At 45.6% G+C, this 15,051-nt stretch carries 9 protein-coding genes; all 9 read left to right on the top strand.

Annotated elements, in window-relative coordinates; translation table 11 throughout:
• Nucleotide 1 precedes the first annotated feature (1 nt).
• The 9 genes from R7P80_RS26465 (at nt 2) to tldD (ending at nt 15,045) form a co-directional block, all read left to right on the top strand.
• Nucleotides 2-4,057 carry a DUF6701 domain-containing protein gene (locus R7P80_RS26465; protein ID WP_225492034.1) on the top strand — a complete coding sequence of 1,352 codons (4,056 nt, stop codon included), beginning with the start codon at nt 2-4 and terminating at the stop codon, nt 4,055-4,057.
• Nucleotides 4,058-4,208: 151 nt separating this feature from the next.
• A complete protein-coding gene (locus R7P80_RS26460) occupies nt 4,209-5,252 on the top strand; it encodes a rod shape-determining protein (protein WP_005381144.1) in 1,044 nt (347 codons plus the stop codon).
• A gap of 150 nt (nt 5,253-5,402) precedes the next feature.
• Nucleotides 5,403-6,299, top strand: a complete 897-nt coding sequence (mreC, locus tag R7P80_RS26455; protein ID WP_005381142.1) for a rod shape-determining protein MreC — start codon at nt 5,403-5,405, stop codon at nt 6,297-6,299.
• Nucleotides 6,289-6,777: a rod shape-determining protein MreD gene (gene mreD, locus R7P80_RS26450; RefSeq protein ID WP_005381141.1), complete on the top strand. Its 489-nt coding sequence runs from the start codon at nt 6,289-6,291 to the stop codon at nt 6,775-6,777. Before mreC ends, mreD begins: the two co-directional genes overlap by 11 nt.
• A 4-nt stretch (nt 6,778-6,781) precedes the next feature.
• On the top strand, nt 6,782-7,351 hold the full coding sequence (locus R7P80_RS26445; protein WP_225492033.1) for a Maf family protein: 570 nt from the start codon (nt 6,782-6,784) through the stop codon (nt 7,349-7,351).
• A gap of 18 nt (nt 7,352-7,369) precedes the next feature.
• Nucleotides 7,370-8,839, top strand: a complete 1,470-nt coding sequence (gene rng / locus R7P80_RS26440) for a ribonuclease G (protein WP_005381138.1) — start codon at nt 7,370-7,372, stop codon at nt 8,837-8,839.
• A gap of 12 nt (nt 8,840-8,851) precedes the next feature.
• Complete coding sequence (locus R7P80_RS26435; RefSeq protein WP_225492032.1) at nt 8,852-12,733, top strand: YhdP family protein; 3,882 nt, start codon at nt 8,852-8,854, stop codon at nt 12,731-12,733.
• Between the two features lie 33 nt (nt 12,734-12,766).
• Nucleotides 12,767-13,588, top strand: coding sequence for a carbon-nitrogen hydrolase family protein (locus R7P80_RS26430; protein WP_225492031.1), 822 nt, complete (start codon nt 12,767-12,769; stop codon nt 13,586-13,588).
• An 11-nt stretch (nt 13,589-13,599) separates the two neighbouring features.
• Nucleotides 13,600-15,045 (top strand): metalloprotease TldD, encoded by a 1,446-nt coding sequence (gene tldD, locus R7P80_RS26425; protein ID WP_005381134.1) that lies wholly within the window; start codon nt 13,600-13,602, stop codon nt 15,043-15,045.
• The last annotated feature ends 6 nt before the right edge of the window (nt 15,046-15,051 follow it).

Here is a 15,051-nt window from a genome sequence, read left to right as displayed (position 1 = left end):
AATGAAAAAACTGATTTGCTTAGCCTTGATATGTATGATGAGTACGGCGAACGTTCTCGCTAAGGTTCACGATATTACGCCAAGTTGGGACTGGGTGAGGTGGGTCCCTGAAGGTGCAAGCGATTTGTGTGATAACGGTAGTTACCAAGATCGATTTAATTTTTTTGTTAGGCCTACAACCTACGTATGCCCGAACGGACTCACGTTGAATAACGGCGATACTATTGTGTCTGATAGTAAAATGACGATTCGTGTACGAGGTACTATTCAACTCGCTGGCAACAACCAGATCGGTAAATCTAATGCTCATATTGACCTTATTAACGAGACCAGCGATGTTATCGGAGATAACGGTGGCTATGATATTTATGGTGATATTGAGTCGCACGGTAAAATTCAACTTAAGAACCGATCGCATGTTTATGGTTCGATCTTGTCCACGCATGGGGAGGTTATTCTTTCTCAAGCGGTTATTGAAGGAAATGTTACGAGTAAAACGAGCACGATAAAAACCGAACAAAGCGACAATATCATTCGCGGTAACGTTGAAGCTGCTGGAACGGTTACGTTGAAGCAAACCCATGTCGAAGGTAGCGTGACAAGTATCGGTGGTGAGGTGAAAACTGAGCAAAGCGGGAATGAAATTCAAGGTGATATTTCTGCATCAAGCCGGGTTACATTAAATGAAACAAAAGTTACGGGTGACGTTACCAGTAAGGGCTTAGAGGTTATTTTAGAAGCCAATAACCAAGTACACGGAAATATTCTCGCTCTACATAAAGTCGATATTAAAAACTCATTGGTTTGTGGCCGGGTAGAATCAACAGGTAGCGAAGTATCGTTGACTAACTCTAAACTCGATCAAAATCGAGGTGTTTATACTCTTAGTGAAGCGATTCAGTCCCACGGGAAAGCCACAGTAAAAAGCTCGACCGTCTGTGGTTCTGTTAACTCAAAATCACATTCTTACGAGTACAATGATAGTGACATTTATTGTGGTGTAGATGATCCCAACTGTCAGCCCCCCCAGACCGGAGAGTGCCCAATAGAGGCTGTAGCCTCACTTTGTCCTGAATTAGTTCCTGTTATTCCGCCAACACAGCAATGTTCATTATTGCCAGAAGAAAACTTCAATTCAGGTTCATTGTCAAACTGGTCGGTGATGGGCTTTGGTACCAGTGACGAGCCCCATATCTCTGATGGACGTTTCATCTTAAACTCAAATAAACCAGAGCAGGCAACAGCCTCTGCATATAACTATATTTTTCCGTCAGATCAGAACTATTTAGAGATTGAGTTTGATCACAATGCATATGGTGGGAATGGTGCTGACGGTGTTGCGCTGGTGATTTCTGATGCGAGTGTCCCTCCTCAAACCGGGGCATTTGGTGGTCCGCTTGGTTACGGGATGAAGCTTCTAAAGAATCACTACCCTGAAGTCTCCAAAGATGTAGAAGGCTTTGCTGGTGGTTGGCTAGGTATTGGTATTGATGAGTTTGGTAACTACATTCGTGAAGGAAGCGAGAAAATCGTTTCAAATAGTGTTGCTGATAATGTTGGGGTGCGTGGACAGGGCGTCCAAGATGCGAATGGTAAGTGGTTGAAAGGTTATCCGTATATCACTGGCAAAAAATACAGCAGCTCGTTGGATAATCGAAAAGGTAAAGAGAAACTGCATCGTTATAAAGTAGTTTTAAATTCGCGTAACACCGATACGATAACGCTGGCTGTATTTCGAAAAGTCGGAAAAAATGGCGGATGGGATCCTGTTATCGAAGAGTTTAACGTTTTGGAAAAAGGTGGTTTTAACTATATTCCAGATAACTTCCGTCTGTCGGTAACGGCATCCACAGGTATGCTTACCAATACGCATGATATTGATAACTTCCGAGTCTGTGCGGACAAGTACTCGCGATTAACAGATGGTATTCATCATTTCGAGTTTGACTACTCAGGCTCAGGCAGTACGTGTCAGGCTTCTGATGTGACACTTAGAGCTTGTATGAATGAAAGTTGTTCTGAGCAATATCCTAGAGATGCATACGATGATGGCAGCTTAACGCCTCTCTCTGTCACTTTACTTCCATCTACTGGCAATAATGTTGCCAACTGGGTTGGTGGTACAAATGTACAGTTTGAGAATGAAACTCAGCTTGAGCTGCAAGGTTCAAGAGCTGGCGATATTACTTTGGGTATCGATCAAAGTTCCGTACCACAGTTTGGCTTTGAAGGGGCACGATGTCGAATTAATGGCGGGCCACTATCTGCTAACAACTGTAATGTAACCTTCGCTTCAAATGTGCTTGCGGTGAATGTTAATGATGTAGTTGCTAGTCGCGAAACTACGGGGGAGGACTACCTATCGTTTTGTTCAACTCGAACTGAAGACGGAGGTGAATCTCGCGGTGTTAATATGTCGATTGATTATGAAGTGGCACCGATCGATAGCTCTCAACCTGTCGTGATTTCTTACAAGAAAAAAGTGAAAGATCAGGCTGTGGAATGGAGTTCAAATGTCGAGCTAACCAGAGCTAATAAATACCTGCCTAATGTTTATTTTGATGATGAAGGCAAGGCATTCTTTAAGTTGAGATACTCTGAAGCTGGAAAGGTCAAACTTAAAGCCAGTGTTGAAGGTGTTGATGACTCGGATGGATTCGGCAGCTTCGTTAGTTTTCCTTCAAAACTGAAAGTTACTGCAAAGAGTGGTGATAAGAGCGGAGAGTGCACCAACAGTGAAAATGGCTGTTCTTCGGGGTTTGTTGCTGCTGGTGAAGTTTTTGAGTTAACCATCTCGGCATTGCAAGATGATGATACGGTTGCTGAGAACTATCAAGAGAAGACTATTACGGTTAGTAATAAAGTGAAGTACCCGTCTAATGGTTCATTAGCCAAACTTCTAAATGAGAAGCTACCAGAATCAAGTAAATGGTCTCGTGGCAGTGTGACGTTTGATCAATCGGTTTCAGAAGTCGGTGTTTTCGAGCTTATTGCTGAGGCACCAGTTGCTAAAGATGAAAATGGCGATGATATTGGCACATCTCTATATCTTGGTAGTAATGCATTTAAAATAGCCGATGGTAAGTCAACCATTGGGCGCTTCTATCCGGATTACTTTAAAGTCACCGGGACAGAGTGGACCTACCCTGATAATCAGAATCAATCTGTATATATGGGACAGAATTTTGAATCGGTTAAGTTTGAAGTCACAGCATATAACGCTAACGGTTACACAACTCAAAATTATGGTGGTTTTGCCAATTCTTTAAAAGCAGATTTGTATTTGGCTGGTGGTTACTCAGATAGACTTAGCATTTTGGATTCCGATTTGACTAGTGATAACTGGTCGGGAGCTGTGTGGAGCAAAACTTGGGATAACTCAGTTTATTGGCGTAAAGATTTATCTTTGCCGAGTCCCGATGGTCCATTTAATTCAAAACTACCGGCAGACAAGGATAGTTCCATCGAAACGTCTATTTCGCTTTCACTTAATAATAATGGAACTAAAGTATCTGGCTATGTTGATCCTACGATGTTCTTAAAAGAAGGGCAAAATAGCACTGAAGATAGAATGGTTTCGCAACAGCTACTATCGCAACCTGATGTCAGGTTTGGTCGCATAGCTCTGGATGATGTGGGAGTGAATCAGGGTAAATCTGTTAATATCCCCCTTAGAGTGGAGTATTGGAGAGATACCCGATTCGTTTTAAACAGTAAGGATAACGGGACAACAGTGTCCCCAACTCTAAAAAGCCAGGAGCCAGTTTGGCCTGATGATGGCTCCGACTGCGACATTTTACTTGAAGGCGTCAGAACGACGGTTAACGATGGTGCCATGCGTGAACTTATTGCTAAGCAAGAGCGCGCAGACTGTGGACGTCAACAAGCTGAAGTTTGGCTTAATCTCGATCCTAGTGGTAACAACCTCCCTTGGCTCAAATACGACTGGGACAATGATGGCTCCGAAGAAAACCCATCATCCGTCGTCACCTTCGGTATTCACCGTGGTAATGACCGTGTGATTTACCGTGGTGAGCCAGGGTTAACCGGACAGTAACAACTTAGGTTTTTGCCCTTAAGTTAGGAAACTGCAAGAAATTGAGGCTTTCTGCTCATGTTTGTGTACCAATACCTTGCTGTGACAGCGAGGCATTGGTACATTTAGAGCAATTTTTGTCTTCTATATTTTTGCAGGATGAGCGAAGAGTATGTTTAAGAAACTTCGTGGCATGTTTTCTAACGATCTATCTATCGATTTAGGTACAGCCAACACTCTAATTTACGTAAAAGGGCAAGGTATTGTCCTTGATGAACCTTCTGTAGTTGCTATTCGTCAAGATCGTGTAGGTTCTGCAAAAAGCGTTGCTGCAGTCGGTCACGCAGCAAAACAGATGCTTGGTCGTACACCTGGCAACATTTCCGCTATTCGCCCAATGAAAGACGGCGTAATTGCTGACTTCTACGTAACCGAAAAAATGCTTCAGCACTTTATCAAGCAAGTGCATGATAACAGCATCCTAAAGCCAAGCCCACGTGTTCTTGTTTGTGTTCCTTGTGGTTCTACCCAAGTTGAGCGTCGCGCAATTCGTGAATCAGCACTTGGTGCTGGTGCGCGTGAAGTTTACCTAATCGACGAGCCAATGGCGGCGGCAATTGGTGCTGGTTTACGCGTATCTGAGCCGACAGGTTCAATGGTGGTCGATATCGGTGGTGGTACAACTGAAGTTGCCGTTATCTCTCTAAACGGTGTGGTTTACTCATCGTCTGTACGTATCGGTGGTGACCGCTTTGATGAAGCTGTGATCAACTACGTACGTCGTAACTACGGCAGCTTGATTGGTGAAGCAACGGCTGAAAAGATCAAACACGAAATCGGTTCTGCTTACCCTGGTGATGAAGTTCAAGAGATTGAAGTTCGCGGTCGTAACCTTGCAGAGGGTGTGCCACGCAGCTTTAGCTTGAACTCAAACGAGATCCTAGAAGCGCTTCAAGAGCCGCTATCTGGCATCGTATCAGCAGTCATGGTTGCACTAGAACAGTGTCCACCAGAGCTTGCTTCAGACATTTCTGAAAACGGTATGGTACTAACCGGTGGTGGTGCACTACTTAAAGACCTAGACCGTCTGCTAATGGAAGAAACTGGTATTCCTGTGGTTATCGCGGAAGATCCACTAACGTGTGTGGCTCGTGGTGGCGGTAAAGCTCTAGAAATGATCGACATGCACGGTGGCGATCTGTTCTCTGAAGAATAAAGGTTTAGGTGAAGCTCATGTCGGGCTTCACCTTCATTTCTGCTCTCTCTGTAATTCAAACATGCTCCATACCTAAAAGTATTTAGTTAAGTATTTTTAGGTTGCCAAGTAAGGCTCAATAATCATGGAAGCAATCAGGTCAAAAACAAGATGAAACCGATTTTCGGCAGAGGTCCGTCTCTGCAATTACGTCTGTTTTTTGCTGTCATCGTGTCGGCGAGCTTAATGCTGGCCGATAGTCGTCTAGATACGTTTTCCAACGTTCGATACCTACTAAACAGTATGGTTGCACCGATTCAGTACGCAGCGAATTTACCTCGTAGTATGTTCGATGGCGTATTTGAACGTTTTAATTCTCATCAGGCATTGGTTGAAGGCAATCGCAGCTTAAAGCGAGAAGTGCTACGCCTGAAAAGCGAGCTTATCTTGCTCGACCAATATAAAGAAGAAAACCAACGCTTACGTAAGTTGTTAGGATCTTCATTTGTCCGTGATGAAAAGAAAGTCGTGACAGAAGTAATGGCGGTGGATACTTCACCTTATCGTCATCAAGTGGTGATCGATAAAGGCCGTATTGATGGTGTTTACGTTGGTCAGCCTGTTATCAATGAGAAAGGCATCGTTGGTCAGGTCACGTTTGTCGCAGCGCACAACGCACGTGTTCTGCTGCTAACGGACGCGAAAAATGCAATTCCTGTCCAGGTGATCCGCAATGATATCCGAGTGATCGCATCGGGCAATGGTGAAATGGATGAAATCCAACTAGAACACATTCCAACCAGCACAGATATTCAGGTTGGTGATTTATTGGTGACATCCGGTTTAGGTGGCATTTACCCTGAGGGATACCCAGTCGCGACGGTTACCAATGTGGATCACGATACGCGTCAAGAGTTCGCTTCAATCAAGGCTGAGCCGGTTGTGGAGTTTGATCGCTTACGCTACCTACTGCTGATTTGGCCGAATGAAGACCGTCAACACAAAGTACTGCGGTCCAATGTAGATGAAGGGTTAGAGCAAGAACAAGAGGTAACCGATGGCCAATAATGTATTGAGTAGCCGAATGGTGATTGGCGTCAGTTTCTTCGTTGCACTGGTACTGCAAACCATTCCATGGCCAGGTGTGTTAGATGTGTTACGCCCTTCATGGTTGTTCCTTGTTACGTGTTATTGGGTGTTGGCACTACCGCACCGAGTGAACGTCGGAACTGCGCTAGTGCTAGGCTTATTGTGGGATATCTTGATCGGCTCAACGCTTGGAATTCGTGGCATGATGATGTCGATCGTTATCTACCTCGTTGCGCTGAATTTCCTGTTGATTCGTAACATGGCATTGTGGCAACAGTCGATTTTAATTGCCTTTTTTACTGCGTTATTGGAAGTTTTGATATTCTGTGGGGAATATTTGAACCAGGACGTAGTATTTAATCCATTATCTCTGTGGACGGCGGCAATAAACTGTATACTTTGGCCATGGATGTTTTTATTAATGCGACGAGTTCGTCGTGCATGGCACGTAAGGTAAAGCGGTGAAGAAAAGCTTATCTCTCGTTCTCGCATCGGGTTCTCCGAGAAGAAAAGAGCTGCTTGCTCAACTGGGTTATGATTTTGAGATCGTATTGCCTGATATTGAGGAAGCCAAACAGGCTCATGAGCAAGCACAAGATTACGTGTTGCGTCTTTCTTTGGAAAAAGCTCAGGCAGGCTTAGCGTTGGCTAAGCCTGATTCCGTTGTATTGGGCTCTGATACGGTCGTCGTATGCGATGACCGTGTGCTAGAAAAACCAAAAAGTTTTGAAGATTCAAAGCGTATGCTTACTGACTTATCGGGTCGTCGCCATCAAGTGATGACTGCGGTGAGCGTTGTATCATCGGAACAACAACATTCAGTGGTCGTTACCACTGACGTGTGGTTCAAACCACTGACTCACGAAGAAATCGAACAATATTGGCAGTCAGGAGAGCCATGCGATAAAGCTGGAAGTTATGGTATTCAGGGACTCGGAGGGCGATTTGTCACCCGGATCGAAGGCAGTTATCACGCTGTAGTAGGCTTACCTTTGTTCGAAACCGATCAGCTAATTCAAGAATTTTTATAATTGTTTTGAGGTGTGCACATGAGTGCAGAATTGCTGCTTAACGTGACCCCGAGTGAAACTCGTGTGGCCATGATTGAAGGTGGAGTACTACAAGAAATACATATCGAGCGCGAATCGCGTCGCGGTATTGTGGGCAATATATACAAAGGCAAAGTAAGCCGAGTGTTACCAGGTATGCAGGCGGCTTTCGTCGACATTGGTTTAGATAAAGCGGCGTTTTTACATGCGTCAGATATTGTTCCTCATACCGAATGTGTGGCAGAAAACGAAAAACAGCAGTTTCAAGTCCGTGATATCTCTGAACTGGTACGCCAGGGACAAGACATTGTTGTGCAAGTGGTCAAAGATCCGCTCGGCACGAAAGGTGCGCGTTTAACGACGGATATCACCTTACCTTCGCGTTATCTTGTTTTTATGCCGGGGGCCAGCCATGTCGGTGTTTCGCAGCGTATTGAAAGTGAGAAAGAGCGTGAGCGTTTGAAAAAGGTGGTGAACCATTACTGCGATGAGCACGGTGGTTTTATCATTCGTACCGCGGCAGAAGGCGCTGATGAAAAAGAGCTCTCTCAAGATGCGGCATTTCTAAAGCGTTTGTGGCTAAAAGTCATGGAGCGTCGCTCAAAATACAAAACGCGTTCAACACTTTACGGTGAACTCGGCTTAGCTCAACGCATTCTGCGTGACTTTGTTGGCACAGAGCTCGATAAGATCATGGTCGACTCCCGCCTTGAATACGAGAACCTGAAAGAATTCACTTCTGAGTATGTACCGGAGTTAACAGATAAGCTTGAGCTTTACGAAGGTGACAAGCCAATCTTTGACATGTACGACACCGAAAACGAAATTCAGCGTTCTTTAGAGCGCAAGGTCGAGCTAAAATCGGGCGGCTATTTGATCATCGATCAAACCGAAGCCATGACCACCATCGACATCAACACGGGTGCATTTGTTGGTCGTCGTAATCTCGAAGAGACTATCTTCAATACCAATATAGAGGCAACGCAAGCTATTGCGCGTCAGCTACGTTTACGTAACCTCGGCGGTATCATCATTATTGATTTTATCGATATGGCATCCGAAGAGCATCGTCAGCGAGTGCTTACCTCACTGGAAACGGCGCTGGCGAAAGACCGAGTAAAAACCAACATCAACGGCTTTACCCAGCTTGGCTTAGTTGAAATGACGCGTAAGCGCACACGAGAAAGTATTGAACATATCTTGTGTTCTGGCTGTCCTACTTGTGAAGGCCGTGGCAGCGTGAAAACGGTCGAAACCGTATGCTTTGAGATATTACGCGAGATTACTCGTGTGAACCGTGCTTACGACGCCGATAATTTTGTCGTGTACGCATCGCCGTTTGTTGCTGAAGCACTATTGGGCGATGAGTCTCATGCGTTGGCAGAGCTCGAAGTATTTATTGGCAAGCAAGTGCGAGTTCAGGCTGAACCCCTGTACATTCAGGAACAGTTTGACGTCGTAATGATGTAATTTGGAACATTTGTGAATTCTGGTGTTAACCGTTTTGGGCGTTTTTGTGCGTGGAGTTTAGTTACTGTATTGGTGTTATTAGCCATATTAGTAACCACGCTTCGCGTCACACTGCCGCAACTTAACCATTTCCAAGATGAGATCAAAACCTGGGTCAAACAAGGCACAGGTTTTGACGTTTCTATTGCCAATGTCGCAGGGACGTGGCGCAATAATCATCCCTCAATTGCGTTACTGGGTTTAGAGGCAAATCTACCAAACGTGCAAGATGCACGCTTCGCTGTTGAAGAAGTCCAAATTGAGTTCGATCTTATTCAATCTCTTTTTCAACTTAAACCTGTAGTTGCAGACCTTACCATTCATAACCTCGCTTTAGACATTCACACGGTAGACATTCTGCCGACTTCTCATCGTCAAGATCCGAAGCCTGAAGTGGATAAGAGCGAAGTGAAACTCATTGACCAACTCGACTCACTTCTTTTACGTCAGTTCGAAGACTTCACTATTAGCGATTCACGGATTTGGTATAAGTCTGTGTCAGGTGAAACTCGCCGTTTAGATATTGAGCAGCTTCGTTGGAGCAATCAAGGGAAACGTCACGTAGCCGAAGGCACGGTTAGCATTGCCGATGTTCGCCTTAACTCATTGTTAGTAAGCGCTAACTTTAAAGATCATGGCTCGTTGCGTGATGTATCTGGTGAGTTTTACGTGAGTGCTCAAGATGTCTCGGTCACACCTTGGCTGACCACTTACATGCAAGAAGAGTCAGGAGCAGAGTCGGGTAAAGTCAGCTTAAATACTTGGCTAACGCTCATACATAGCCAACCGCATGATGCTTATGTTGAATTGCTGCCTTCCGAGTTGGTGTGGAATGAAGATGGACATCATGAGCTGTTTATTGAGTCTGGAATTTTCAATCTTCGACCAGATAAACAAGGCTGGAAAGTAAATGGCCACTCACTTCAGATCAGAACCGATAATACCCCTTGGCCAGAGCTAGACGTCGCGTTTGATTGGCAACCAAACGGCTGGATGCTTAATCTCTCTCAACTCGACATCGAAGCACTCATTCCTCTCATCAAGTTGGCTCCAGAGTCAGAGTCGACCAGTGACCTTATTAACAAACTAGCACCGAAAGGTCGGGTCGAAGATGTCCGATTGTCAATGAACGGCGGTTTAGACACCTTACGCTACTCGGCTGAACTGGATGAACTCGCGATGACACAATGGGAGCTCCTACCCGGGTTTCATCACGTACAGGGCAGCGTATCGGGGGATGTGAATCAAGCTAAAGCAAAAGTCACCGTCATTGATGATGTCTTTCCGTACGGCGATGTATTCCAAGCTCCGCTGAATATCAAACAAGGTGAAGTCGATATTATCTGGCAGCAAGATGATGCGGGTTGGCGCTTGTGGTCGGATAAAGTGACGGCAGCAACGCCTGATCTTCAAGTCCTGGGGGCATTCCGTCTTGATTTTCCAAAAGAACAAAGCCCATTTTTATCGTTCTATGCCGAAGCGGATCTCTACAACGCGGGTGAAACATGGCGCTATCTACCGACTCTGGCACTTGGACAAGACTTGACCGACTATCTTTCGACCGCGATTCAGGGCGGAAAAGTGAATACAGCGAAATTGTTGTGGTATGGCGAGTTAGGTGATTTTCCTTACAAAGAACATAATGGCATGTTCCAAGCTTGGGTTGGATTAAAAGACGCGAAATTTAGCTTTGATACGGCATGGCCAACCATCACGGATTTGCAGCTAGACTTGCTGTTTGAAAATGATGCCATGTATTTGGATTCAAAATCAGCCACACTAAATGGCGTTCATGCCAAGCGTATCACTGGGCGAATCCCTGAGTTGGCAGAAGGTGGACACATCGAGATTGAAGCGAAAGCAAGCGCGCCGGGTAATGAAGTCCGTGACTACATGATGGCGACGCCATTAGTGGATTCAGTCGGTGCCGCATTGACAGCGCTGCAAGTGAGTGGTCCCGTTTACTCTGAGTTTCAACTCAATATACCGTTTGATTTTGAGAAAGAGTCTCGCGCTTGGGGTTATGCCGATTTAACAGAAAATCGTGTTGATATTGAAGCGCCGCCAATGACGCTTGAAAACGCCACAGGGCGTATCACCTTCGACAATGATGTGGTTACCACATCGGGTTTGTCGGCCGAATTATTACAACAGCCTATCTCTCTTGATTTCCATGGAGAGAGTGCGGAGCAAGGCTACAACGTGACAATTAATACATTAGGAGATTGGGATGTCGAGCCTCTCAAACCCTATGTCGGTGAGCGTTGGTTAAACCTTGTTTCTGGCCATGCGCCGTGGCAAATGGACATTGACTTGCAACTCAATGATGTTGGTTTCACTTATCAGCTTGAAGTGCTGGCGCAGCTAAATCGTCTGGCTAGTCAATATCCTTATCCTTTAGCGAAAAAAATTGGTGAGTCTGGGCAAGCGAAACTGCAAGCATCCGGTAACCAAGAGAGTATTTCAGCAAGACTACAGATCCCAAATGTGAAGTATCAAACTGAGATAGATATCGCTGGCGATGTCCCGGTTCTGACTGCGACTCATTTAATGGTTGGCAAAGGTGGCTTCCGGATTAGTCCTATTGTCGGGCACGATGCTTCGGTGCGTGTCGAAGAACTGAATTTAGACCAATGGGCGGAGCTTGCGCAGGTCTCTGAGAGCAAGCCGTCATCGTCTGTTTTGGCAAGCATGAAAACGCCGACCATTCCATTGCCGACACGCATTGAAGTTGAAACGCCAAACTTACAGCTCGGTGGGATTGAGTTTCATGATGTGGATTTTTCAGCAAGCAAGAAAAATTTGAGTTGGCAACTCGATGTGGACAGTCAAGAGGTTAAAGGGAAAGCTAACTATCTGAAACCCTATGATCTATCGGTCTCTTTAGAGCACTTGCATCTGTACATTCCAGGGTTTGAAGAGATGACCAAAGAGCGCAGCTCAATCTTTGCGAGTGAAGATCAAAACGCACCTTTGATTACCAATTTTGACCGCAAGTTTCACGCAGAGATGCCAAACTTAACTTTGAACATTGATGATTTTTGGCTGCAAGGCTACAAAGTGGGCAAAGTGAATGTTGATTTGCAGCGTCGCCAGAACCGTTTGGAGTGGAAAAATATCACCTTTAGTAGCGGTAAAAACCGCATTGATATGAGTGGTTGGTGGGACCTGACGAAAGAGAGTAGCCATTCCAACTTAACCATGAAAATGAAAGGTGATAACAACACCGATCTTATGGAGCGCTTTGGTATTACATCAGGCATTCAACAAGCACCATTTGAGATCAATGCCAATATGGAATGGGACGGCGCACCTTGGTCAATGAAGACACAAACCTTGCAAGGAAACGTCTCAACGGAATTTGGTAAAGGCGTGATCAGTGAAGTTAGTGGTGCGGCACGCTTGTTAGGCTTGTTTAGCTTGGATTCTATCATCCGTAAGATGCAGCTCGACTTTACCGACGTATTCGATAAAGGCATGGCATTCAACTCGATCACGGGAACGGGCAAAATCCAAGACGGTGTGTTTATCACCAATGATATCGTAATGGATGCGTTAGCAGGGGAAATGCAAATCCGCGGCATCGCTAATATGAACAGCAGAATGGTTGATGCGGAAGTGAAATTCACACCAGACATCACATCAGGCCTACCAATGCTGACCGCGTTTGCCGTTGCGCCTCAAACTGCTTTGTATGTCTTGGCCATCTCTACGGTGATATCTCCGGTGGTTGAGGTCTTCACTCAAGTCAATTATGAAGTGAAAGGCCCACTAGATTCACCAACGGTGAAAGAAATTTCGCGAAGTAAAGGTGAATACAAGCTGCCAGAAAAACTGCGTGAACAGGCCAAATAACTCACCGAATATAATGGAATAGGGAGGAAACACATGGAACGTGTTGGCATTATTCAAATGACTTCGGGTCCGGATATTAACGTGAATTTGGACTTCATTGAAAAACAGTGTGCTTTAGCAAGCAAGCAAGGTGCCAAACTTGTTCTTACTCCTGAAAATACAGTGCTATTTTCCAGTCGCGAAGCTTATCATCAACATGCAGAGCCACTTGGCAGTGGCATGATTCAACAGCGGCTCTGTGAAATCGCAAGAAAGAACCAGTTAACACTGATTGTCGGAAGCATGCCCATTCAAACCGCAAAAGGTGTCACGACCACAACACTGGTATTACCGCCGCACGGTAAATGCATTGCTCACTATGACAAACTGCACATGTTTGATGTCGACGTAGCCGATGGTTATGGTAGTTATCGTGAGTCGGATACGTTTATGGCGGGTAATCAAATAGTCGTTGCGGAAACTGATATCGGCAGTGTTGGATTGAGTATTTGTTATGATTTACGTTTCCCAGAACTTTATAAAGTATTGCGTCAAGAAGGGGCGGATATCATTGCGGTGCCCGCTGCGTTTACCGCTGTGACGGGGCAAGCTCACTGGGAAGTATTATTGCGAGCTAGAGCGATTGAGACACAATGTTGGATTTTGGCAAGCGGACAAACTGGAACGCATCCATGTGGACGAAAAACATGGGGACACTCAATGGTCGTTGACCCTTGGGGACGTATCCATAAACAGCTTCAGGATGAAGTAGGTTTATTGGTGACTGAGATAGATTTGTCACAAAGCCAACAAGTAAGGCAGAATATGCCGCTGACTCAACACAGTCGCTTTCAAAATGAATTGAGACGGAAATAAAAGAGCTAACTATGAGCACAAACCAAATAGAACAGGCACTCCTTGCCCCAAATGGTCTGACAGAACAAGACATTGCTGACACGCTTGCCAGCATTGCGACGCGCCAGATCGATTATGCGGACATTTACTTTCAGTCCAGCTGGCATGAGTCTCTGGTTCTAGAAGACAGCATCATCAAAGATGGCTCTTTTAACATTGATTGTGGTGTTGGTGTCCGTGCAGTAACTGGCGAGAAAACAGGCTTTGCCTACTCTGATCAAATCCAGCCTGAAGGCCTGAAGCAGAGTGCAATGGCGGCGCGCGGTATTGCTCAGCAAGGGCAAAATGGCAAAGTCCAAGCGTTTAAACGCACCGAAAACCAAGCGTACTACGCGGCTGTGAATCCACTAGCTGAATGGGAAAAGCAGCAAAAAACAGAATTACTCAAATCTCTAGATGCTTACATCCGCACTAAAGAACCATTGATTAAAGAAGTTTCGATCAGCATCAGCGGTGTGCATGAGCAGATGCTTGTTGCGGCAACAGACGGTACTTATGCAGGCGATATTCGTCCTTTGGTGCGTTTGTCTATTAGCGTGCTCGCACAAAAAGGTGAACGACGTGAACGCGGTAGTGCTGGTGGCGGCGGCCGTTTCGGTTACGATTTCTTTTTAACGGAAAGCAATGGTGTGAAACAAGCTTTTCATTACGCAGACGAAGCGATTCGCATGGCGTTAATCAACCTTGAAGCAGAAGCAGCACCAGCTGGCATGATGCCAGTGGTATTGGGTTCTGGCTGGCCTGGCGTGTTGCTACACGAAGCGGTAGGTCATGGCCTAGAAGGTGATTTTAACCGGAAGGAATCTTCGGTTTTCTCTGGCAAAATGGGTCAACAAGTGACGTCTTCGCTGTGTACCATCGTCGATGACGGCACGTTAAAAGACCTTCGTGGTTCACTGAATGTGGATGATGAAGGGGTAAACGGTCAGTACAACACGCTTATCGAGAATGGTGTGCTGAAAGGCTATATGCAAGACAAGCTAAACGCGCGGCTCATGGGTGTAAATCCAACGGGTAACGGTCGTCGTGAGTCGTATGCACACTTGCCAATGCCTCGCATGACCAACACCTACATGCTTCCAGGTGAACATACGCCAGAAGAAATTATCTCGACGGTCGAGAAAGGTTTGTATGCGCCAAACTTTGGTGGCGGCCAGGTGGACATTACTTCGGGTAAGTTTGTGTTCTCTGCATCCGAAGCATACTTGATTGAAAACGGTAAAATTACGCGCCCTGTTAAAGGTGCGACGTTGATTGGCTCAGGTATCGAAGCAATGCAGCAAGTGTCTATGGTCGGTAACGACTTAAGTATCGACAAGGGCGTTGGCGTATGTGGTAAAGCAGGTCAAAGTGTGCCGGTTGGTGTTGGTCAGCCGACCTTGAAGCTGGACTCACTGACAGTGGGTGGCACTGAGTAACTCAGT

It is taken from the genome of Vibrio sp. 2092, from assembly GCF_033339635.1.
Lineage (GTDB): Bacteria > Pseudomonadota > Gammaproteobacteria > Enterobacterales > Vibrionaceae > Vibrio > Vibrio alginolyticus.
Note: the sequence above shows the minus strand (reverse complement) of the source record. Positions and strands in the feature narration are given on the sequence as shown.

What these genes read in the sequence shown, in the direction of transcription:
- R7P80_RS26430 (WP_225492031.1), top strand. Translation starts at nt 12,767, where the DNA reads ATGGAACGTGTTGGCATTATTCAAATGACTTCGGGTCCGGATATTAAC.
- R7P80_RS26465 (WP_225492034.1), top strand. Translation starts at nt 2, where the DNA reads ATGAAAAAACTGATTTGCTTAGCCTTGATATGTATGATGAGTACGGCG.
- mreD (WP_005381141.1), top strand. Translation starts at nt 6,289, where the DNA reads ATGGCCAATAATGTATTGAGTAGCCGAATGGTGATTGGCGTCAGTTTC.
- tldD (WP_005381134.1), top strand. Translation starts at nt 13,600, where the DNA reads ATGAGCACAAACCAAATAGAACAGGCACTCCTTGCCCCAAATGGTCTG.
- rng (WP_005381138.1), top strand. Translation starts at nt 7,370, where the DNA reads ATGAGTGCAGAATTGCTGCTTAACGTGACCCCGAGTGAAACTCGTGTG.
- mreC (WP_005381142.1), top strand. Translation starts at nt 5,403, where the DNA reads ATGAAACCGATTTTCGGCAGAGGTCCGTCTCTGCAATTACGTCTGTTT.
- R7P80_RS26460 (WP_005381144.1), top strand. Translation starts at nt 4,209, where the DNA reads ATGTTTAAGAAACTTCGTGGCATGTTTTCTAACGATCTATCTATCGAT.